This is a genomic window from Saccharopolyspora sp. NPDC002376 (genome assembly GCF_053593195.1).
In genome coordinates, this window is the sequence record NZ_JBSFBZ010000021.1 from 75,926 (window position 1) to 97,388 (window position 21,463).

Annotated in this window: 22 protein-coding genes; 14 read left to right on the plus strand and 8 right to left on the minus strand. The window is 70.1% G+C overall.

The features are described 5' to 3' along the window. Positions 1-5 precede the first annotated feature (5 nt). Positions 6-1,091 (plus strand): nicotinate-nucleotide--dimethylbenzimidazole phosphoribosyltransferase, encoded by a 1,086-nt coding sequence (gene cobT / locus ACWCO2_RS16555; protein ID WP_450128591.1) that lies wholly within the window; start codon positions 6-8, stop codon positions 1,089-1,091. A 2-nt stretch (positions 1,092-1,093) separates the two neighbouring features. After that, a complete protein-coding gene (gene cobS, locus ACWCO2_RS16560) occupies positions 1,094-1,822 on the plus strand; it encodes an adenosylcobinamide-GDP ribazoletransferase (protein ID WP_450128622.1) in 729 nt (242 codons plus the stop codon). Between the two features lie 154 nt (positions 1,823-1,976). Here the strand turns inward: cobS and ACWCO2_RS16565 are convergent, their stop codons facing one another. Then, complete coding sequence (locus ACWCO2_RS16565) at positions 1,977-3,080, minus strand: branched-chain amino acid aminotransferase (RefSeq protein WP_450128592.1); 1,104 nt, start codon at positions 3,078-3,080, stop codon at positions 1,977-1,979. Positions 3,081-3,238: 158 nt separating this feature from the next. On the opposite strand from ACWCO2_RS16565, the gene ACWCO2_RS16570 reads away from it, so the two are divergent. Beyond that, positions 3,239-3,538 carry a hypothetical protein gene (locus ACWCO2_RS16570; RefSeq protein ID WP_450128593.1) on the plus strand — a complete coding sequence of 100 codons (300 nt, stop codon included), beginning with the start codon at positions 3,239-3,241 and terminating at the stop codon, positions 3,536-3,538. Positions 3,539-3,541: 3 nt separating this feature from the next. Here the strand turns inward: ACWCO2_RS16570 and ACWCO2_RS16575 are convergent, their stop codons facing one another. Further along, a complete protein-coding gene (locus ACWCO2_RS16575) occupies positions 3,542-4,213 on the minus strand; it encodes a DUF402 domain-containing protein (RefSeq protein WP_450128594.1) in 672 nt (223 codons plus the stop codon). An 8-nt stretch (positions 4,214-4,221) separates the two neighbouring features. Next, positions 4,222-5,469 (minus strand): amino acid permease, encoded by a 1,248-nt coding sequence (locus ACWCO2_RS16580; RefSeq protein WP_450128595.1) that lies wholly within the window; start codon positions 5,467-5,469, stop codon positions 4,222-4,224. Positions 5,470-5,764: 295 nt separating this feature from the next. Here ACWCO2_RS16580 and ACWCO2_RS16585 point away from each other — a divergent pair, with 295 nt between their 5' ends. Together ACWCO2_RS16585 and ACWCO2_RS16590 are read left to right on the plus strand one after the other, a co-directional pair. Continuing rightward, positions 5,765-7,255, plus strand: coding sequence for a leucyl aminopeptidase (locus ACWCO2_RS16585; protein ID WP_450128596.1), 1,491 nt, complete (start codon positions 5,765-5,767; stop codon positions 7,253-7,255). 144 nt (positions 7,256-7,399) lie between these two features. Next, positions 7,400-7,900 (plus strand): OsmC family protein, encoded by a 501-nt coding sequence (locus tag ACWCO2_RS16590; protein WP_450128597.1) that lies wholly within the window; start codon positions 7,400-7,402, stop codon positions 7,898-7,900. Positions 7,901-7,929: 29 nt separating this feature from the next. Here ACWCO2_RS16590 and ACWCO2_RS16595 read toward each other — a convergent pair whose 3' ends face one another. Further along, the gene (locus ACWCO2_RS16595; RefSeq protein ID WP_450128598.1) at positions 7,930-8,277 is read right to left on the minus strand and encodes an oxidoreductase; all 348 of its coding nucleotides are present in this window, start codon (positions 8,275-8,277) and stop codon (positions 7,930-7,932) included. Positions 8,278-8,517: 240 nt separating this feature from the next. Here ACWCO2_RS16595 and lpdA point away from each other — a divergent pair, with 240 nt between their 5' ends. From lpdA to ACWCO2_RS16625, 6 genes are all read left to right on the plus strand, one after another. Continuing rightward, positions 8,518-9,888 (plus strand): dihydrolipoyl dehydrogenase, encoded by a 1,371-nt coding sequence (lpdA, locus tag ACWCO2_RS16600; RefSeq protein WP_450128599.1) that lies wholly within the window; start codon positions 8,518-8,520, stop codon positions 9,886-9,888. Between the two features lie 54 nt (positions 9,889-9,942). Beyond that, positions 9,943-11,613, plus strand: a complete 1,671-nt coding sequence (gene sucB, locus ACWCO2_RS16605) for a 2-oxoglutarate dehydrogenase, E2 component, dihydrolipoamide succinyltransferase (RefSeq protein WP_450128600.1) — start codon at positions 9,943-9,945, stop codon at positions 11,611-11,613. 330 nt (positions 11,614-11,943) lie between these two features. Next, positions 11,944-12,828, plus strand: a complete 885-nt coding sequence (locus tag ACWCO2_RS16610; RefSeq protein WP_450128601.1) for a TIGR01777 family oxidoreductase — start codon at positions 11,944-11,946, stop codon at positions 12,826-12,828. Positions 12,829-12,897: 69 nt separating this feature from the next. Continuing rightward, positions 12,898-13,644: a lipoyl(octanoyl) transferase LipB gene (gene lipB, locus ACWCO2_RS16615; RefSeq protein WP_450128602.1), complete on the plus strand. Its 747-nt coding sequence runs from the start codon at positions 12,898-12,900 to the stop codon at positions 13,642-13,644. 59 nt (positions 13,645-13,703) lie between these two features. After that, the gene (locus ACWCO2_RS16620) at positions 13,704-14,804 is read left to right on the plus strand and encodes a serine hydrolase (protein ID WP_450128603.1); all 1,101 of its coding nucleotides are present in this window, start codon (positions 13,704-13,706) and stop codon (positions 14,802-14,804) included. A 14-nt stretch (positions 14,805-14,818) separates the two neighbouring features. Then, entirely contained in the window at positions 14,819-15,286 is a 468-nt protein-coding gene (locus ACWCO2_RS16625; RefSeq protein WP_450128604.1) for an ArsR/SmtB family transcription factor, read from the plus strand. A gap of 146 nt (positions 15,287-15,432) precedes the next feature. Here ACWCO2_RS16625 and ACWCO2_RS16630 read toward each other — a convergent pair whose 3' ends face one another. The 3 genes from ACWCO2_RS16630 to ACWCO2_RS16640 all read right to left on the minus strand — a co-directional run bounded on the left by ACWCO2_RS16630 (position 15,433) and on the right by ACWCO2_RS16640 (position 17,495). Further along, positions 15,433-16,380 carry an LLM class F420-dependent oxidoreductase gene (locus ACWCO2_RS16630; protein WP_450128605.1) on the minus strand — a complete coding sequence of 316 codons (948 nt, stop codon included), beginning with the start codon at positions 16,378-16,380 and terminating at the stop codon, positions 15,433-15,435. 37 nt (positions 16,381-16,417) lie between these two features. Beyond that, positions 16,418-16,540, minus strand: a complete 123-nt coding sequence (locus tag ACWCO2_RS16635) for a hypothetical protein (protein WP_450128606.1) — start codon at positions 16,538-16,540, stop codon at positions 16,418-16,420. Positions 16,541-16,673: 133 nt separating this feature from the next. After that, positions 16,674-17,495 carry a hypothetical protein gene (locus ACWCO2_RS16640; RefSeq protein ID WP_450128607.1) on the minus strand — a complete coding sequence of 274 codons (822 nt, stop codon included), beginning with the start codon at positions 17,493-17,495 and terminating at the stop codon, positions 16,674-16,676. A 95-nt stretch (positions 17,496-17,590) separates the two neighbouring features. Here ACWCO2_RS16640 and ACWCO2_RS16645 point away from each other — a divergent pair, with 95 nt between their 5' ends. The 3 genes from ACWCO2_RS16645 (at position 17,591) to ACWCO2_RS16655 (ending at position 20,541) form a co-directional block, all read left to right on the plus strand. Then, complete coding sequence (locus tag ACWCO2_RS16645; protein ID WP_450128608.1) at positions 17,591-18,514, plus strand: oxidoreductase; 924 nt, start codon at positions 17,591-17,593, stop codon at positions 18,512-18,514. 84 nt (positions 18,515-18,598) lie between these two features. Continuing rightward, positions 18,599-19,600: a lipoyl synthase gene (gene lipA, locus ACWCO2_RS16650; protein ID WP_450128609.1), complete on the plus strand. Its 1,002-nt coding sequence runs from the start codon at positions 18,599-18,601 to the stop codon at positions 19,598-19,600. A gap of 212 nt (positions 19,601-19,812) precedes the next feature. Further along, a complete protein-coding gene (locus tag ACWCO2_RS16655; protein WP_450128610.1) occupies positions 19,813-20,541 on the plus strand; it encodes a DUF4191 domain-containing protein in 729 nt (242 codons plus the stop codon). 277 nt (positions 20,542-20,818) lie between these two features. On the opposite strand, the gene ACWCO2_RS16660 is transcribed toward ACWCO2_RS16655, so the two are convergent. Then, complete coding sequence (locus tag ACWCO2_RS16660; RefSeq protein ID WP_450128611.1) at positions 20,819-21,286, minus strand: RDD family protein; 468 nt, start codon at positions 21,284-21,286, stop codon at positions 20,819-20,821. Between the last annotated feature and the right edge of the window lie 177 nt (positions 21,287-21,463).

A 21,463-nucleotide genomic window follows, 5' to 3' on the forward strand; every position in this document is an offset into this window, starting at 1 on the left:
TTCGCTTGTCCACCGACCAGAATGAGATCAGCTTCCCGACGGTGCCGGCCCCCGACGAGCAGGCACAGCGGCAGGCAGTCGCCCGGCACGAGCAGCTGACCAAGCCGATCGGCTCGCTGGGTCGGCTGGAGGAGCTCGGTGTCTGGGTCGCCGCTCGGCAGGGGCTCTGCCCGCCCCGGCCGTTCACCCGGCCGCGAGTGGTCGTCTTCGCCGGTGATCACGGCATCGCCGGGCACGGCGTGTCCGCCTACCCCAGCGAGGTGACCGGCCAGATGGTCGCGAACTTCCTGGCCGGCGGCGCCGCGGTGAACGTGCTCGCCAACAGCGCCGGGGCGACCGTGCGGGTCGTGGACATGGCCGTCAACACCGACACCCCGCCGGTGGTCAGCGCGCGCAAGGTGCGCCGCGGATCCGGTGCGATCGACCGCGAGGACGCCCTGACCGACGCCGAGGTGCGCTCCGCGCTCGAAGCCGGACGCGCCATCGCCGACGAGGAGATCGACTCCGGGGCCGACCTGCTCATCGCCGGGGACATGGGGATCGGCAACACCACGCCGGCCGCGGTGCTGATCTCGGTGCTCACCGGGACCGAGCCGGTGGCGGTCGTCGGCCGCGGCACCGGCATCGACGACAACGCCTGGATGCGCAAGACCGCGGCGATCCGCGACGCGCTGCGCAGGGCCCGCAAGGTGCTCAACGACCCGGTCGCACTGCTGCGCACGTCGGCCGGTGCCGACATCGCCGCGCTGACCGGATTCCTCGCCCAGGCCGCGGTCCGCCGCACTCCCGTGCTGCTGGACGGGGTCGTGGTGGGCGCGGCGGCACTGGTCGCCGAGGAACTCGCGCCGGGCGCGCGCCAGTGGTGGCTGGCCGGGCACCGCTCCGCCGAACCGGGTGGGCCGCTGGTGCTCGACCACCTCGACCTGACCCCGGTGATCGACATGCAGATGCGGCTCGGCGAGGGCTCCGGGGCAGTGACCGCGCTGCCGATCCTGATCGCCGCGACACGGGTGCTCGGCGAGATGGCGACCTTCGCCGAAGCCGGTGTCGGCGGCCCGACCGAAGCCGAGGCCACCGGCCCGAAGCCGTGACCCTGGACGGCCTCCGCCTGGCGGTCTCGTGGCTGAGCGTGCTGCCGCTCCCGGCGCGCCGCGTCGACGACGCCACCTGCCGTCAGGCGATCGCGTTCGCACCGCTGGTCGGTGCGCTGGTGGGAGGTTTCGGCGCCCTCGCGCTCTGGGGCCTGACCGAGCTCGGCGCTCCCCCGCTCCTGTCCGGACTGCTGGCCGTGGCGGTGTTGGTGCTGGTCACCAGAGGCATGCACGTGGACGGCCTGGCCGACACGGTGGACGGTCTCGGCTGCTACGGACCGCCGGAGCGCGCGCTGAACGTGATGCGCGACGGCGGTGCCGGACCGTTCGCGGTGGTGGCGCTGATCCTGGTCCTGGGCATCCAGGCGGTCAGCCTGGCCGAACTGGCGTACAACCCGCTGGTGCTCGTCCTGGCGTGCGCGGTCGGCCGAGCGGGTTTCGTCCTGTGCTGCCGCCGCGGGGTCCCCTCAGCCCGTCCGGAGGGCATGGGTGCCCTGGTCGCGGGCAGCCAACCGACCTGGCTGGTCGCAACCTGGTGGCTGCTCCTCGTCGCCGTCGCCGCCGTCGCCTTCAACTGGCACGCAGCGATCGCAGTCGTGGCGGCAGCGGCCCTGCTCGTCGCCTTCAACCACCACGTCCAACGCCGCTTCGGCGGAATCACCGGAGACGTCCTCGGCGCATCCTCCGAACTGGCCACCACGATCGTCCTCATCGGCGCCACCCTCGCCTAGCCCGCCGAGCAGCCGTCCGGGGTCGGAAGTTCTCCCCAGGCCGGGCCAGTTGTCCCCATTCGTCGGCGTGTCGGGCGCCGGACACACCGAGGGGGCACAGTTTCAATTGAAACTGTGCCCCCTCGTGGCCCAACAGGACCGAGTCCGGAACGGATCAGCCCAGCTTGGTCATCCAGCCGTGAGTGTCCTCGACGGTGCCGTGCTGGATGCCGGTGAGACGCTCGCGGAGACGCATCGTGAACTCGCCCGGCTGGCCATCGGCGATGGTGAACTCGCCATCGCGGTGCTTGACGTGGCCGACCGGGGTGATCACCGCTGCAGTGCCGCACGCGAAGACCTCGGTGAGCTCACCGGTCGCGGCCTTCTTCTCCCACTCCTCGACCGTCACCTTGCGCTCCTCGACCTGCATGCCGAGCTCGCGGCCCAGTTCCAGCAGCGACGAGCGGGTCACGCCGGGCAGCAGGCTGCCGCTGAGCTCGGGGGTCACCAGGCGGGCGTCGGAGCCGGAGCCGAGCACGAAGAACAGGTTCATGCCGCCCATCTCCTCAACCACGTGCCGCTCGCACGCGTCGAGCCACACAACCTGGTCGCAGCCCTGCTTCACGGCTTCGGCCTGCGCGGCGAAGGACGCGGCGTAGTTGCCCGCGAACTTGGCCGCACCGGTGCCGCCGGGAGCCGCGCGCACGTACTCGTGGCTCAGCCACACGGTGACCGGCTTGATGCCGCCGGAGAAGTACGAGCCGGACGGCGAGGCGATCAGGACGTAGAGGTAGGCGTTGGCCGGGTTGTTGACGCCCAGGCCGACCTCGGTGGAGATCATGAACGGCCGCAGGTAGAGCGAGCTCTCCTCGGCGCTGGGCACCCACGCCCCGTCCACCGCGATCAGCTCGCGCAGCGACTCGACGAACAGCTCCTCGGGCAGCTGGGCCATCGCGATCCGCTTCGCGGAGTCCTGGAACCGCCGAGCGTTGGCGTCCGGCCGGAACGCGGCGATCGAGCCGTCGGGCTGGCGGTAGGCCTTGAGGCCTTCGAAGATCGCCTGCGCGTAGTGCAGCACGGAGGTCGCCGGGTCGAGTTCGAGCGAGTGGTAGGGCTCGACTCGGGCGTCGTGCCAACCGCGGTCATCAGTCCAGCGGATGGTCACCATGTGGTCGGTGAAGTGCCGTCCGAAACCCGGATTCGCCATTACCTCTGCGCGGCGCTCGTCGCTGACCGGTTGCGGGTTGTTGGTCCGGGAGAAAGACAGCGCTTCAGTCATGCGCGTACCGTATCGCGCCGCCTCGAACAGTGAAAACCCGATCGCCTAAAGTTGGTCGTCCAAGTAATCGAGGCTTGATCACGCACCGCTGAGCGGATGCCACCGAGCGTCATCCGGAGGCTTCTGAAAACCGGCGTTCCGGGCTCTATGATGTGTTCATGAACCAGCAGGCCTCCGCTCCGGTCCCCACCACCGCGTCGCAGGACGCGCTAGCCGCCACCCTGGCGGCTTTGATGCCACTGGGCGGCGGCGTGCTCGTGGCGCTCTGCTACGCCTGGATGAGCGCTTTCGGGGTCGTCCTGGGTCTGGGTCTCGCCGCCGGTTGGGCGTTCTGGTGGCGCAAAAAGCACCAGAGCTTCTTCCCGAAGGACCTGCGCGGCGGTTCGGTCATCGGGATCGGCGCCCTGGTCGCCCTGGTCACCGTGCTGCTGTTCGTCGCGGCTGCCTCCCCGTCCTGACGGTCAGTCCTCGAGCAGTCCATCCGGCAAGGACGGTGGCGACCACTTCGGATCGGGCTGGGCGTCGCAATAGGTGCCGTCGAACGGGAACAGCTGCGCCTCGGCGAGCTCGATCATGCGCTCCCCCTCGGTCCGCAGCTGCTTGAGGTGCCAGCGGTCGAACCGGCCGGCCGCCATCGCGGCCGCGAGTTCGCCCTCGTCCTTCCAGGACCACTTCCCGCCCGGGAACACCTCGACGTCCAGCACTCCGTCCACCCGCCGCACGCCGAACTCGTCGCGCCCCAAGGGCACCTCGAGGTTGACGTACCAGTTCCGGAAGGTCCCGTCGGGTTCGAAGAACCACCACACCGACACCCAGCGGTGGTCGTAGACCAGGCGCAGGGTGTTGGTGCCGTGCCAGGTGGACGGAGCCGGAACCCGCGGCCCGTTGAAGCGTTCGAACAGCGGCATCTCGCGCGGCGAACGGCCGTCCGGCGAGGTCGTGGTCCGGATCGGGGTGCCGTCCACGACCCAGCACAGCAGCTGGTCGCCGTCGTCCTCGACCACCCGTGCCGGGTGGACGGTGCCGAGGGAGCCGTCCAGGCGCCAGAAGCTGTAGAGCGCTTCCTCGCCGGGCAGCCAGATCGGCGGTTCGATTGGTTTCAGGGAAAGGTTGCCTGCACTCGCGTTGAGCATGACCCGCCTCATCTCCAGCGACGGGACACGCCTCCCGTCACCAACGGACCGATAAAACCGACAACAAGCGTCGCAAGCATCGCAGAAATCGGCATGCTCATCGCCAGGACGACGGACAACCCCATGCCAAGGCAGGCCGCGCGCATCGGCCAGCCACCCACGTCGACCAGCAGCAATCGCGCCCCGGCGTTGGCGAAGGCGTAGTGCACGAGCAGGCTGCACGCGGCGAAGGCCATCGCCGTCACCGGCTCGACCAGCAGTGCGACCGCGACGGCGGCAACACCCACACCCACGTCCAGCAGGTACGGCGTGCCGAAGCCGCTCCGACGTCCCAGCCCGCGGGGCAGATCCCCGTCCTGCACCAGGGCCAACGAGGTCGACCGGACGGACTCCAGCGCGGCCAACAGCACCGGCAGCAGCGCCACCGCAGCCCCGACGCTGACCAGCGGCGCGATTTCGGATGCGGCCGATGCGGTCAGGACATCGCGGATCGGGGTCGGCGACAGCGCCAGCCGCGACCAGCCGAGCTGGTGCACCAGCGCCGCCGTCACCACCGCGAGCACTGCGGTCAGCGCGACGAACGAGATCACGACACCGCGCTTCAGGGCCGCCCACGAAACCCGGTCGCGCTCCTCCGCCGGAGAGGTCAGCCGCTCGAAACCGAGGAAGGCGAAGAACAGCACCCCGGCAGCACCGGTGATGCCCACCGCGCTATCCGCAGGCCTGGCCCCGGTCGGCAGCGGCGGAACAGGTTCGATCGCGAAGCACGTGACGACCACCAGGGCCAGCACCGCGGCGGTCAGCGCGAGCCAGATCCAGGCCGCAGCACCGCGAATCCGCAACCCAGCCGTCGCCGAGAGCACCACGAGCAGGATCGCCACCGACGCCACCAGCGGCGCCGAGGCGGGCAGGAAGAAATCACCCAGCACTCGCGCGATCGCGGCAATCGCAGCGATGTGCCCGGCCACGTACGCGCTGGCGCCGACGCGCGCGGCCAGCAAGCCCACCTGCCCGCGGACGCACGCGTAAGCCGCTCCAGGCCCGCGGTACGCGGCCGACTGGTACGCGGTCGCCGATGCCGAACAGGTCGCGGCCAGCAGCGCGATCAGCAGGCCGAGGGGAAACCACGCCCCGGCAGCGGCCGCCGCAGGAGCCGGGCCCACGAACGCACCGATGCCGAGCATCCCGCCGAGCGTCAGCGGAACCGCCCCCGAACCGGACGCGAGCCGACCGCTCGATTCAACCTGTTGGGCCACCCGACCACCCTTGCAGACGAACGACTACTGGTGCAGCCGCCTGTCGGTTGACACCACAGCCGACCTGTGTTCCAAGGTAGACGCCGGCGGCGAGCGCGGGATCGATCTTCACCGCCGAACCGGCACCGCTCGGTGTTCGCCCGGCGAGAACAGCCCCGGAGACCGCACCAGGAGGGGATTTCTGGTGCCAGGCTCGGGTGACGGACGCACGCCTGGTCGGATTCACCCTCGCGTTGCGTTCTAGAGTGCGAATGGACCCAACGCTGACACGGCAGCTTCAACGGAGGATTGACACGTGACGACCCCGAAACTCTCCCTCACCGACACTGCGGTGACCAAGCTGGCCGTGGACGCACTCATCGTCGGCACCGTGCAGGGCGCCGACGGCCTGCAGCTCGCGCCCGGCTCCGACCAGGTCGCGGCGGCTTTCGACGGCGACCTGCGGCAGGTGCTGACCACGCTGGGGGCGACCGGGAAGGCCGATGAGGTCGTCAAGCTGCCCGCCGGCGGCAAGCTGCGTGCCCCGGTCCTGATCGCGACCGGCCTGGGCAAGGTCGCCGACGGCGGCCCGACCGGTGAGCAGCTGCGCCGCGCTTCCGGCGCCGCCGCCCGCTCGCTGACCGGCGTCGAGCGCGCCGCCACCACGCTGTCCGATGTGGACCTCTCCGCCGCGGTGCAGGGCACCGTGCTCGGCGCGTACGCCTTCACCGGTTACAAGTCCAACTCCGGCGACGCCCCGGTGTCCGAAGTGGAGTTCGTGGTCGCCGATGCGAAGGCGGACGGTCACGCGCACGCTCTGAAGGGCGCCACCGCGATCGGCGAGGCGGTCAACACCGCTCGCGATCTGATCAACACCCCGCCCAACGACCTGTTCCCGGCCTCCTTCGCCGAGCGCGCCACCGAGCTCGGCCGCGCCGTCGGCCTGGAGGTCGAGGTGCTCGACGACAACGCGCTGCGCAAGCAGGGCTTCGGCGGCATCCTCGGCGTCGGCTCGGGCTCGTCCCGGCCGCCGCGGCTGGTGCGCCTGCGGCACAAGGGCCCGAAGGACGCCAAGAAGGTCGCGCTGGTCGGCAAGGGCATCACCTTCGACACCGGCGGCATCTCGATCAAGCCGGCCGCCGGCATGGACGAGATGACCTCGGACATGTCCGGTGCCGCGTCGGTGGTGGCCACCATGGTGCTGGCGGCCCGGTTGAACTACCCGCTGGACATCACCGCGACCGTGCCGATGGCCGAGAACATGCCGTCGGGCACCGCCTACCGCCCCGGTGACGTGCTGACCATGTACGGCGGCAAGACCGTCGAGGTGCTCAACACCGACGCCGAGGGCCGGTTGATCCTGGTCGACGCGATCACCCGCGCCTGCGAGGACGAGCCGGACTACCTGATCGAGACCTCCACCCTGACCGGTGCGCAGGTGGTGGCACTGGGCAAGCGCACGCCGGGCGTGATGGGCAGCGAGCAGTTCCGCGACCGGGTGGCGCGGCTGTCGCAGGCCGCCGGCGAGGGCGGCTGGCCGATGCCGCTGCCCGAGGAGCTGCGCGGCGACCTGGACTCCAAGCTCGCCGACCTCGCCAACATCACCGGGCACCGCTGGGGCGGGATGCTGGCGGCGGGCATCTTCATCGAGGAGTTCGTCGCCGACGGCGTGGAGTGGGCGCACATCGACATCGCAGGCCCGTCCTACAACTCCTCCGGCCCGTGGGGCTACACCCCCAAGGGCGGCACCGGTGTCCCGGTCCGCACCCTGGCCGCCGTGCTGGCGGACATCGCCGACCAGGGCTAAGTTCGAGCAACCGCGCGGGCGGTCCGCAGCCTCCATTCGGAGCTGCGGGCCGCCCGTTCGGCGTTACTCCAGTCGGTGGCGTATTTGTGACGTGAGCCGCAAAAGGATCACCACTGCACCCCACGGCGGTGCAACGATGGGTTGATGACCGAATCGAAACCGGCCCCGCCGACGACGGCCCGGCACGGCTACCAGGTCGAAGTGGTCTGGACCGGCAACACCGGCCAGGGCACCAGCTCCTACCGCAGCTACGAGCGCACCCACGAGGTGCGCGCGGACGGAAAGGACGCCATCGACGCTTCCGCGGACCCGGTGTTCCTGGGCGACGCCGACCGCTACAACCCCGAGGAACTGCTGGTCGCCTCGCTGTCGCAGTGCCACATGCTGTGGTTCCTGCACCTGGCGGCCGACAGCGGCGTGGTGGTCACCGGATACCACGACCAGGCCCGCGGCATCCTCACCGAGAACCAGGACGGCACCGGCCAGTTCGAGTCCGTCGAGCTGACTCCGCTGGTGACCGTCTCCGACCGGGCCAGCGTCGACGTCGCCGAAGCACTGCACGAACGAGCCCACGAGCTCTGCTACATCGCCAAAGCCGTGAACTTCCCGGTCAACTGCACTCCCACGACCCGCATCGCGAACTGATGAGCTCGTTCGCGCAGTGGAACTGATCTTCAGCCGCCATCAGCGGCGCGGCGGTTCCGGTCGCGGATTATTCGCTGTCTGGCCTGGTAGTCGCGCATTCGCTGGGGGTAGCCGATCTTGGCGACTTCGTACAGCGGGATGCCCAGCTTGCGGGTCAGCCGGTGCGCCGCGGCCGGGCCGCCCACCCGGCGCCGGGTCCACTCGCCGTCGTGGGCGATGAGCATCAGGGTCGTCTCGGTGACCGTGGTGCGGGGCTCGAGGTAGCCCTCCACTCCCCGGTGCTGCTCGGTCCAGCTGATCAGGTGCTCCGCATCGGCCGAGTTCGCCCCGCGCACCACTCCGGCGCGCCGCCTGCGGAACCGGTCGAAGAGACCCACCACACCTCGCTTCCAGTCGGGGACGGGACTGCAGCCTGTAACCGATGGTGCCACCACGAAGTGGAGCAGGCGTGAAAATCCCCCATCATCCACTGTGATCTCCGGCGCTGCAGCCCATATCACCCGGCCCACGTCGCGTAGGCGTGTCGTGTGGTGACAAGATGGTTTGCAGGTGCTCGTGACCATCCGGTCCGGTGAAGTGCTGTCAGCGAGTCAACGAAGCCTGTCGAGGAGAGCGAAGTGACCGACACGTCCGCCGATCTAGTCATTCTCGGTGGCGGTTCGGGCGGCTACGCCTGCGCCTTCCGCGCAGCCGAGCTAGGCCTGTCCGTCATCCTGGTCGAAAAGGACAAGCTCGGTGGGACCTGCCTGCACCGAGGCTGCATCCCGACCAAGGCGCTGCTCCACGCGGCGGAGGTCGCCGATTCGGCCCGCGATGCCGACCAGTTCGGGGTGAAGACCGCCTTCGAGGGCATCGACATCGACGGCGTCAACAAGTACAAGGACGGCATCGTCGCCGGCCTGTACAAGGGCCTGCAGGGGCTGGCCAAGGCGCACAAGGTGACGATGGTCGAGGGCGCTGGCACGCTGGTCGACGCCAAGACCGTCGAGGTGAACGGCACCCGCTACACCGGCAAGAACGTGGTGCTGGCCACCGGTTCCTACTCCAAGACGCTGCCCGGCCTGGAGCTCGGCGGGCGGGTCATCGCCAGCGAGCAGGCGCTGAACCTGGACCACATCCCGAACAAGGTCGTGGTGCTGGGCGGCGGCGTGATCGGCGTGGAGTTCGCCAGCGTCTGGCGTTCGTTCGGCGCCGAGGTGACCGTCGTCGAGGCCCTGCCGCACCTGGTGCCCAACGAGGACGAGTTCATCTCCAAGCGCCTGGAGCGCGCCTTCCGCAAGCGCGGCATCAAGTTCAAGACCGGCGTGAAGTTCACCGGCGCCACCCAGACCGACTCCGGCGTCTCGGTCAGCCTGGAGAACGGCGAGACCCACGACGCCGACCTGCTGCTGGTCGCCGTCGGCCGCGGCCCGAACACCGCCGGTCACGGTTTCGAGGCCGCTGGCGTGCACATGGAGCGCGGCTTCGTCCCCACCGACGAGCGCCTGCGCACCAACCTGCCGGGCGTCTACGCGGTCGGCGACATCGTGCCCGGCCTGCAGCTGGCGCACCGTGGTTTCCAGCAGGGCATCTTCATCGCCGAGGACATCGCGGGCCTCAACCCGCAGCCGATCGACGAGTCCGGCATCCCGCGCGTGACCTACTGCCACCCCGAGGTCGCCTCGGTGGGTCTGAGCGAGGCCGCCGCCAAGGACCAGTACGGCTCGGTGGAGACCTTCACCTACGACCTGGCCGGCAACGGCAAGAGCCAGATCCTCAAGACCCAAGGCGCGGTCAAGCTGGTCCGCGCGACCGACGGCCCCGTCGTCGGCCTGCACCTGGTCGGCGACCGAGTCGGTGAGCTCATCGGCGAGGCGCAGCTGATCTACAACTGGGAAGCGCTGCCGGAGGACGTCGCTCCGCTGGTGCACGCCCACCCGTCCCAGACCGAAGCCCTGGGCGAGGCGCACCTCGCCCTGGCCGGCAAGCCGCTGCACGTGCACGGCTGACGTCGGTCCACAGTCAGCCAAGCACCCCGCCACACAACGAGGAGTCAGCAACAGATGGCCTTCTCCGTTCAGATGCCGGCACTCGGCGAGAGCGTCAGCGAAGGAACGATCACCCGGTGGCTCAAGCAGGAGGGCGAGACCGTCGAGGTCGACGAACCCCTGCTCGAGGTCTCCACCGACAAGGTCGACACCGAGATCCCGTCCCCCGCCGCCGGCGTGCTGCAGCGCATCGTCGCCCAGGAGGACGACACCGTTGAGATCGGCGCCGAGCTCGCCGTGATCGGTGCCGCCGGCGAGGCCCCGGCCGCCGCCCCGGCGCCTGCCGCCCCAGCCGCCGAGCAGCCCGCTCCGGCTGCCCCGGCCCCCGCCGCTCCGGCTGCCCCCGCTGCCCCGGCCGGTGGTGCGCAGGGCACCGACGTGAACATGCCCGCGCTCGGCGAGAGCGTCGCTGAGGGCACCGTGACCCGGTGGCTCAAGCAGGTCGGCGAGAGCGTCGACGTCGACGAGCCGCTGCTCGAGGTCTCCACCGACAAGGTCGACACCGAGATCCCGTCCCCGGTGGCCGGCACCCTGCTGGAGATCACCGCGAACGAGGACGACACCATCGAGGTCGGCGCCAAGCTCGCCGTCATCGGCTCCGCGGCCGCGGCTCCCGCCGCTCCCGCTCCCGCGGCCCCGGCCCCGGCTCCGGTCGCCCCGCCCGCGCCTCCGGCGCCCGCTCCGGCTGCTCCGGCTCCGGCTGCCCCGGTTCCGGCTGCTCCGGCTCCCGCCGAGGCAGCGCCGTCCGGCGCCGCGCCGTACGTGACGCCGCTGGTGCGCAAGCTGGCCAACGAGCACGGCATCGACCTGTCCGCGATCAAGGGCAGCGGTGTCGGCGGACGGATTCGCAAGCAGGACGTCCAGGCCGCCATCGATGCCAAGACGTCCGCCCCGGCCCACGCGGCTGCTCCGGCCGCCGCGCCGAGCGCTTCGCTGGTGGAGCCGTCTGAGGAAGCCCTGGCGCTGCGCGGCACCACGCAGAAGATGTCGCGCCTGCGGCAGCTGCTGGCCCGCCGCATGGTGGAGTCGCTGCAGACCGCTGCGCAGCTGACCACGGTGATCGAGGTCGACGTGACCCGCATCGCCCGGCTGCGTGAGCGCGCCAAGGCCAACTTCGAGGCCGCCGAGGGCGTCAAGCTGTCGTTCCTGCCGTTCTTCGCGAAGGCGGCGGCCGAGGCTCTGAAGCTGCACCCGAAGCTGAACGCCGCGATCAACGACGACACCAAGGAAGTCACCTACCACGGCGCCGAGCACCTCTCGGTCGCGGTGGACACCGAGCGCGGCCTGGTCTCGCCGGTGATCCACGACGCCGGTGACCTCAACCTCGGTGGGCTGGCCCGCAAGATCGCCGACCTGGCGGCGCGGACCCGCAACAACAAGATCAAGCCCGACGAGCTGTCCGGTGGCACCTTCACCATCACCAACACGGGTAGCCGCGGCGCGCTGTTCGACACGCCGATCCTGAACCCGCCGCAGGTGGGCATGCTCGGCACCGGTTCGGTCGTCAAGCGCCCGGTCGTGGTCGCCGACGAGAACGGCGGCGACACCATCGCGATCCGCTCGATGGCCTACCTGGCGCTGTCCTACGACCACCGCCTGGTGGACGGTGCGGACGCCGCCCGCTTCCTGACCACGCTGAAGCAGCGTCTGGAAGAGGGCGCCTTCGAGGCCGACCTCGGCCTCTGAGCCACCTAGAACGAACGGCCGCTCACCACACGGTGGGCGGCCGTTCGTCGTTCTGATCTGTATTAACCCGTTTTGCATATCGGTGCGAGTGGCGGAACCTCAGCGTCCACCTGGACTCCGGGTGCCCAACTTGATGCAGGGCCAATGCACGGCAGTTGGGCCGTCCTCGCCAGGACGAACGCTGAGACCCCGCGGCGGTGCAAGCTGCGAGGGTGGGCTGAACGCCTCCGGCGTTTCAAAACAACGACCAAAACCAGGTTTGAAAACACGCTGAGTGGACCTGTCCCGAACCGCTCGCTTCGGGCTTGGGAGTGCGGGACGATTCGCGGTATGCGGGTGGTTGTTGCCGGTTCGTCCGGCTTGATCGGCACTTCCCTGGTCGCCGGGTTGCGGGCAGCGGATCACGAGGTGGTCCGGTTGGTGCGGCGCCTGCCCACCGCTCCGGACGAGCGGGGCTGGGATCCCGAGACCGGGAAGCTGGACGCCGATGCGCTGGAAGGCGCGGACGCGGTGGTGAACTTGTGCGGCGCGGGCGTCGGTGACAAGCGGTGGACGCCGGAGCGCAAGCGGCTGCTGGTGCGTTCCCGCCTCCGCCCGACCGAGGTGCTCGCCGAAGAGGTGGCCGAGGCCGGGGTTCCGGTACTGGTCAACGGCTCGGCGGTGGGCTATTACGGCGACGCGGGCCCGAAGCCGGTGACCGAGACGACCCCGCCGGGCGACGACTTCCTCGCCAAGATGTGCCAGCGTTGGGAGGCGGCAACCGAACCGGCCTCGAACGCTGGGGTCAGGGTGGTGCTGCTGCGCACCGGTCTGGTGCTTTCACCGTCCGGAGGGCTGCTCGGACCGCTGCGGTCGGTGTTCTCGCTGATGCTCGGCGGTCGGTTGGGCCCCGGCACCCAGTACATGCCGTGGATCTCGCTGGACGACGAGGTCGCCGCGATCAAGTTCGTGCTGGAGAACCCCGAGATCTCCGGTCCGGTCAACCTCACCGGACCAGCACCGGTGACCAACGCGGAGTTCACCAAGGCATTCGCCGAAGCACTCGGCCGCCCCGCGCCGTGGGTCGTGCCGTCCTTCGCGTTGCGCATCGTGCTCGGCGAATTCGCCGATGAGGCGCTGAAGGGGCAACGAGCCGTGCCGACCGTGCTGGAGTCGCACGGTTTCACCTTCCAGCACCCGTCGATCAACTCGGCCCTGGCCGCTGTTGTCGGGTAGCACCAGGCGGTTCCGGCTCACCGGAACCTTCGGGTGAAGTCCGGTTCCGGCAGGCGTAGCCTGTCGCGCGTGAGTCGTGCGAATTCTTCGTGCCGCGCCTCTTCGGACCCCGTTGAAGTGCGCCATCTGGGAACCATCGATTACCTCTCCGCCTGGGACCTGCAGCGCGAGCTGGCGACGGGCCGGGACGAGGGGCGGAACCCGGACGCCATGCTGCTGCTGGAGCACCCGTCGGTCTACACCGCGGGCAAGCGCACCTCGCCGGAGGACCGCCCGACCGATGGCACCCCGGTGATCGACGTCGACCGCGGCGGCAAGATCACCTGGCATGGTCCGGGGCAGATCGTCGGCTACCCGATCCTGAAGCTGACCGACCCGATCGACGTGGTCGACTACGTGCGGCGGATCGAGCAGGGCCTGATCTGGGTGTGCGACCAGTTCGGTCTGCACGCGGGCCGGGTCGAGGGTCGCAGCGGGGTGTGGCTGCCCGCCGGCGACGGCCGACCGGAGCGCAAGATCGCGGCGATCGGCATCCGGGTGCAGCGCGGCATCACGATGCACGGCCTGGAGCTGAACTGCAACGCCGATCTGAGCTCGTTCGACCGGATCGTGCCGTGCGGGATCAGCGACGCGGGCACCACCTCGCTGTCGGCCGAGCTCGGCCGGGACGTGCCGACCTCCGAGGCGTTCGACCTGGTCCAGCAGGGCGTGCTGGACGCGCTGGACGGTCGGCTGCCGATCGCCGAGCGGGACATCCCGCGCCCGGAAGCCGCCGCGGCCGGTGTGACGCTCTCGCTGGACCCGAGCCTGCGCTGATCTACTAACACTCCACTCCTCTAGTATTCCGGAATTACGGACTACTAGAGGAGTGGACCATGTTGCTGTCCCGCCGCCGCTTGCTCGCCACCACCGCAGCGGCGACACCGTTGCTGTTCGTCGCGCCCAGCGCGCTGGCCGAACCCGCGCCGGACCTGGCGACTCCGGAGGGCTGGCTGACCTGGATCAGCGCGCACCGCGACCAGCTCGGCCTGGTCCTCGACGACGGCCGCGGAAACCAGCTGCTGCACCGCCCGGACGCTGCGCAGCCGCTCGCCTCGGCGATCAAGGTCGTCCACCTCGCCGCCTACGCCACCGCCGTCGCCGAAGGCCGCCTGAATCCTGCGGAGCAGATCCGCGTCGGCGACTGGGAGCGCTTCTACCTGCCGACCGACGGTCTCGCGCACGCGAACGCCCTCAAACACCTGAACATCCCCACCGACTCGACCGGCTTGTACGCGGCGGATCCCGAACACCGGGTGGCGCTCGACGACATGGCCTCGGCGATGATCAGGTTCAGCGACTCCGCGGCCCCGGACTTCATCCGCTCCCGCCTCGGCGAGGCCGCTCTGCACGAGGTTGCGGCAGCGGGCGGCTGGCAGCGACCCGACATCCGCTCGATGTGCGCGGAGTACCTGTTCCTGCTGCCGGAGTTCGCCCCACCCGCCCAGCTACCCGTCCCGGCCCGCCGAGCCTGGGGCTACCAGCTGGAGCGCCGCTTCAGCACTGACGCCGACCTGCGCAAACATGTGCTGGACAAGCTCATGCAGGACGGCCTGCCCCCGTACCAGCAGCAGACCGCCTGGGCCGACCGGACGATGTCGGCGACCGCAACACGACTCGCCTCGCTGCACCGCGCCATCGCCACCTCCCCGAGCGAGGCCGCAGCGATGGCGCGCACCCATCTCGAAGCACCGCTCAGCGCTCACCTGCCGCCGGGAGTCGTCGGGATCGGCATGAAGGGCGGCAACCTGCCCGGCGTTCTGACCTGCGGGCTCACCGTCCGCCGCGCGGACGGCACCACCGCTTCCGGCGCCCTGCTCGCGCACGGCGCCATCTCGCTGGACCAGGTCGGCAGCGGCGATCCCGGCCTGCCGCTGCTGCTGGCGATGCAGCAATCGGAATGGCGGGACCGGCTTGCGCGGGCGCTGGAGGGCTGAGGGAAGCTCATCCGGTGGCGGAGGACTTGCAGCAGCGGCTTGAAGCGCTCGAACAACGCGTCGCGGCCCTGGAAGGCGTGCAGCGCACCGAACCTGTCGAGCCCAGCGGTTCGATCGTGCAGTACCAGGGCAGCCTGGTCGAACCGGCCGAACTGGAGTGGCGCATCAGCGCCGACCCGGCCTGGGTCCTCGACATGGCCGACGGCCCGCGCACCGAGGTGCTCGCCGCCCTCGGCCACCCGGCCCGCGCCGCGATCGTGCGGCTGCTCGCCCAGTCAGGCGCCCAGCAAACCGCTGCCCTGCAAGAAGCGGCAGACCTGAGCTCGACCGGCCAGCTCTACCACCACCTCAAGAGCCTGACCGGCTGCGGCCTGGTCGAGCAGGACAAGCGAGGCACCTACCGCCTCCGCCCCCGAGCGACGATCCCAGCCCTGATCCTGCTCACCGCAGCCTCCGACATCGCAGGCCAACTCCACACCTGACGGAGGGTGAACGGCCTGCCGCAAAAGCCGACAGGCCGTTCACCCACTCCTCGCTGCGTCGTGCCGAGTGGCAGTTTTGCCTAAAACCGACCGGACGTTCCGCGCCCGGAACCCGCGACAGTTTTAGGCAAAACTGACCCCGACGCTCAGAGCTGGGGTGCGATCTCGCTGGCGACCAGGTCGAGGTGGTCCAGGTCGGAGAGGTCCAGCACCTGCAGGTACAGGCGGGTGATTCCGGTGCGCTCGCGCCAGGCGCCGATCTTGTCGACCGCCTCCGCCGGGGTACCGGCCAGGCCGTTGAGCCGCAGCTCCTCGACATCGCGGCCGATGGCCTCGGCCCGGCGGGCGATCTCCGCCTCATCCTTGCCCACGCACATCACCAACGCGGCCGACCGCACGATCTCACCGGCGTCGCGGCCGATCTCCTCGCACGCCTTGCCGACCCGCTCGAACTGCGCGGCAGCCGTGTCGACGTCGGCGAACGGCAGGTTGAACTCGTCGGCGAAGCGCGCGGCAAGCGCCGGAGTGCGCTTCTTGCCCATCCCGCCGATCAGCACCGGCGGCCGCGGCTGCTGCACCGGCTTGGGCAGCGCGGGCGATTCGGCCAGCTGGTAGTGCTTGCCGTCGAAGTGGAAGTGCTCACCGGCCGGGGTGCCCCACAGCCCGGTGATGATCTCCAGCTGCTCGGCGTAGCGGTCGAAGCGCTCCTTGAGCGAGGGGAACGGGATGCCGTAGGCGGCGTGCTCCTCCTCGTACCAGCCGCTGCCGAGGCCGAGCTCGATGCGCCCGCCGGACATCTGGTCCACCTGCGCCACGGCGATCGCCAGCGGGCCGGGCAGCCGGAAGGTGCCGGCGGTCATCAGCGTGCCCAGCCGCAGCCGGCTGGTCTCGCGGGCCAGGCCGGCCAGCGTCACCCAGGCGTCGGTCGGGCCGGGCTCGCCGGTCACCGAACCCATCTTCAGGTAGTGGTCGGAGCGGAAGAACGCGTCGTAGCCGGTCGCTTCCGCATGCTTGGCGACCCGCAGCAGGTCGTCGTAGGTCGCGCCCTGCTGGGGCTCGGTGAAGATCCGCAACTTGAAGTTCTCAGCAGTCACGATCTCGAGGCTAGTGCGACCGCCGGCCACCACCCCGTCAGCGGGTGCGCAGGCCCTGCAGGACTCGCTCCACGCAGGCTCCGATGTCCGCGCGGGCCTGCTTCGGCGTGCTGGAGGCCGCTATGGCGGTCGCGCCCGCCGACAGCGAGCCGAACACCACGCGGGCCAGCGCATCGATCGGCAGCGGGGCGATCTCCCCCCGACTCGATCAGCCCGGACACCTGGTCCGAGCCACGCCGACCGAGTCGCGCAAGTCCTGCTTGCCATCCCTGCGCTGACCGGCTGACCCGGCGTCACATCCGCTGGAACGCCGGGACGGTCACCTCCTGCCGAAGACTCGGCACCGGCATGCGGAGCGCATGGGCGACGGTCAAGGCCTGCCGCTTGTGCACCGATGCGACCATGCCGCGGATCAGCGCCGGGGGCTCGACCGCGTTCGGCCGGACCAGCTCCACCGACCACGGCAGCACGTGGCACAGCCGGAGCAGGACGACCATCGGCAGCAGCACGATCTGCACCGCGAGCTCCGCCGCTGCAGCGCAGAACAGGACCGCGAACAAGAGCAGGAACGGGATCGCGATGATCACCGAGATCGGATCATCGCCGAGTCCGCTGGGCAGGCTGTCCACCGCGTACTGGAACGACATCTTGCGCCGCCACAAGAACCAGCGCCGCCGCCCATAAGGACTCAGCTGCTTCTCGACCAGCCGCCAACGGCGCGCGCTGATCGCGACCGGCGTGAACTCCGCGCGATCCCCCGCCAGCAGCACCTCCGCGCCGTCGAGCCCGCTGTTGCGCCCGAGGTGCTCGCGCAACGCGCGGCGCATCCGCCGGGCAGCGGCGAGGTTTCCCACGCGGACCTCCCCGGCTCGACACCCGCGGGTGCTGATCTCCAACCGCCATCCTCGACCGGCGGTCCGCGCGACCAGGACCAGTGGCATCAGCGCGAGGACGACCAGCAGTTCCAGCCAGCAGCCGAGCAGCACTAGTGCGAACGGCAGGAGCCAGACCAACCGCAGCGCCACCGAGATGGGCCCTTCGCTCAGCCTCGGCCAACGATCACCCGCCAGGCGAAGGCGCACCACGCGGGACCACTGCGCCCATCGGATGCGCACCGTCCAGGATGTTGCAGACACAACCGGGCAGTATTCCCGCACCTGATCATCGACACCCCCTGGTACCCCGAACCTACCAAGAGTAGGTTTCGGGCATGACGAGGTGGACCGCAGCCGACATCCCCGACCAGACCGGCCGAACCGTGCTGATCACTGGCGCGAACTCCGGCCTGGGCCGCCGCAGCGCACAAGTGCTGGCCGAGCGCGGCGCCCGCGTCCTCATCGCCTGCCGCAACACCGAGAAGGGACGTGCGGCGCAGGAGGAGATCGCCCGGACCGCCACCACAGCGCCCGAACTCGTCGAGCTGAACCTCGCCGACCTCTCCTCGGTCCGCGAAGCCGCCGCCGAAATCCGCGAGCGCACCGATGGTCTGGACGTCCTCATGAACAACGCCGGGGTGATGGCCACCCCGCACCGCACCACCGAGGACGGCTTCGAGCTGCAGATCGGCACCAACCACCTCGGGCACGCCGCGCTGACCTGGCTGCTCGTCCCGGCCCTGCGCCCGGGCGCGCGCGTGGTGACGGTCTCCAGCCTCGCCCACCACGGCGGCGGCCTGGACGTCGACGACCTGAACTTCACCCGCCGCCGCTACCACCCGGTGCGCGCCTACAGCCAGTCCAAGCTCGCCAACCTGCTGTTCGCGCTGGAACTCGCCCGCGCCGCCAAGCTCGCGCAGCACGACCTGATCAGCGTCGCCGCGCACCCGGGCATGGCGATGACCGAGCTGACCCACAACTCGTCCCGCTTGCACTCGCTGCCCACGCCGGTGCACAACGTCGTCCACCTGGGAACCCGCCTGGTCACCCAGCCCGCCGAGCAAGGCGCGCTGCCGCAGCTCTTCGCCGCCACCGCGCCGGGCGTCCGCGGCGGCGACTACTTCGGCCCCAGCGGCATCGGCGAGGTCCGCGGCCACCCGACCCGCGCACGCGTCAGCAAGGCCGCGCGGGACGTCCGCACCGCCCAGCGACTGTGGGAGGTCACCGCCGAGCACACCGGCGTCCCACCGAGTTGGTGACCCAGCTCACCTGCGGTTTCTTTCGCCTGGCGGAACGAGATGCGAGATGACCAGGGCGTTCCCCGAGGGCGTAGCCTGGGGCGCGTGACTGTGGCGCCGGAGGGTCGCAAGCTGCTGCGGTTGGAGGCCCGCAACAGCCAGACCCCGATCGAGAAGAAGCCGTCGTGGATCAAGACCCGCGCACGGATGGGACCCGAGTACCAGGAGCTCAAGGGTCTGGTCCGCCGCGAAGGACTGCACACCGTCTGCGAGGAGGCGGGCTGCCCCAACATCTTCGAGTGCTGGGAGGACCGCGAGGCGACGTTCCTCATCGGTGGGGACCAGTGCACCCGCCGCTGCGACTTCTGCCAGATCGACACCGGGAAGCCGGCCGAGCTGGACGTCGAGGAACCCCGCAAGGTCGCCGAATCGGTGCAGGCGATGGGCCTGCGCTACTCGACGGTCACCGGTGTAGCCCGCGATGACCTGCCCGACGGCGGTGCGTGGCTGTACGCGGAGACGGTCCGCCAGATCCACGCGCTCAACCCGGGCACCGGCGTGGAGCTGCTGATCCCGGACTTCAACGCCAAGCCCGACCAGCTGGCCGAGGTCTTCGGCTCCCGGCCGGAGGTGCTGGCGCACAACCTGGAGACCGTGCCCAGCGTGTTCCGCCGGATCCGCCCCGGCTTCCGCTACGAGCGATCGCTGCAGGTGATCTCCGAGGCGCGCGAGGCGGGCCTGGTCACCAAGTCCAACTTGATCCTGGGCATGGGCGAAACCCCGGACGAGGTGCGCCCGGCGCTGCAGGACCTGCACGACGCTGGCTGCGACATCATCACCATCACCCAGTACCTGCGGCCCAGCCCGCGCCACCACCCGGTGGACCGGTGGGTCAAGCCGGAGGAGTTCGTCGAGCACACCAAGGCGGCCGAGGAGATCGGCTTCCCCGGTGTGATGGCCGGACCGCTGGTGCGCTCCAGCTACCGCGCGGGCCGCCTGTTCGCCAAGGCAACCGTGCACCGCGGCATGCCGCTCCCGGAGAACATGGCCCACCTGGCCAAGGAGGGAACGGCCGCGCAGGAAGCCACCAGCCTCCTGTCCCGCTGAGCAGTTCCCACAACAGCAAATCCATCGACCTGGGGATCGTTTCCGCTGGTCATGACACGTGAGCGCTTCGGGGCGCGAGAGCACCTCGAAGCGCTCACGTGCGTCTAGCAGGCAAAACGATCTGGACACAGCGGCGGACCGGAACTCACGGGTCGGTCACGCATGGGGACCGCACCTGCACCTGGTCCAGCTCGCGCCGTATCCTGAAATGCATGGCCACGGAGGACAAGGCTGCCAAGAAAGCGGCGGCCAAAGAACGGCGCAAGGCAACTCGAGGACGCTTCAAGCAGATCCTCGAGGTGTTCAAGATGCAGCGCCGGGAGGACAAGCTCCTCCTCCCGCTGATGCTCGGGGTGTTCCTCGGCGTGACCGCAGTGGTCTTCCTGCTGGGCATGATCTGGGGCCTGCACTGGGCGTTCCTCCCGGTGGGCTTGGCCTTCGGTCTGCTCGGCGCGGTGATCCTCTTCGGCCGCCGCGTGCAGTCGAGCGTGTACCGCAAAGCTGACGGCCAGCCCGGCGCTGCCGGGTGGGCGCTTGACAACCTGCGCGGCCGGTGGGTGCTGACCCAGGCCGTGTCGGGCACCGCCCAGCTCGACGCCGTGCACCGGCTGATCGGTCGGCCCGGCATCGTGCTCGTGGGCGAAGGCGCCCCGCACCGGGTGAAGTCGCTGCTGGCGCAGGAGAAGAAGCGGGTCGCCCGGCTCGTCGGCGAGACCCCGATCTACGAGATCATGGTCGGCAACGAGGAGAACCAGGTTCCGCTGTCGAAGTTGCAGCAGCGGATCACCAAGCTGCCCCGCAACATCGGCCCGGCGCAGATCGACTCGATCGAGAACCGGCTCGCGGCGCTGGCCAACCGCGGCAACGCGCTGCCGAAGGGCCCGGTGCCGCAGGGCGCCAAGATGCGCAACATGCAGCGCGCGATGCGCCGCGCGCGGTAATTCCGCCAGGAACGCGAAGCGGGCTCGGGGAAAGCACCCCGAGCCCGCTTTTTCTATCCGCCTGTCTTTGATCCTTGGTCGTTGTCTTGAAACGCCGGAGGCGTTCAGCCCGCCTCCGCGCTTGCGCCGCCGCGGGTTCTCAGCGTTTCGTCCTGGCGAGGACGGCCCCACTGCCGCGTATTGGCGCATACATAAAGTCGGGCACCCGCAGTCCAGGCGGGCGCTGAGGTTCCGCCACCCGCACCGCCACGCAAACCAGCCAGAAGACAGGCTTTCGTCACCGGCGCAGAACGATGGTTCCGCTGAGCCGGTCGTGCCAGGAGCGGCCGTCGAAGTTCCAGACCACGGCCGGGATGATCAGGCCGGTCAGGACGCAACGCAGCGCCGCCCGCCACGGCCCCACCATGACCGTGCCGTCGACCCGCGCGACCCAGATCCGCAGCAAGGCCATGCCCGGCGTGGCGCCGAAGAACGACACCGGGACGACGGTGATGACCGCCCACGCCACCAGGCTCCAGTTCTCCGGGTAGTTCGGCATGGTGAACAGCGCGGCGACCATTGCGGCCAACACGATGTCGACGAGGAACGCCCCCAGCCGCCGGCCCACCGGCGCCGCCGAGCCCGGCCCGCTCTCGGGCAGCCCCATCTTCTCGCCGCGCCACTTCGGCCGGGATTCGTTCGCCTGCTCGCGCACGTGGTTCAACGCACCCTTGGGGCGGTCCAGCCAGGATCCGACTCTTCGCACGTCATCCAGGGTACGTGCCGCAGCCGCTGCTACCGTCGGAGCACCGCGCTGCACCCCTGCACGCAACCCTCATCACCCGATCGGGGCTCAGTTAACGCCTGCGAAACATTCGGGTGACGACGGAGCAACACCCAGGACATACGGTGAATACCGAGCCGGCGGCGGAAACATTCGACG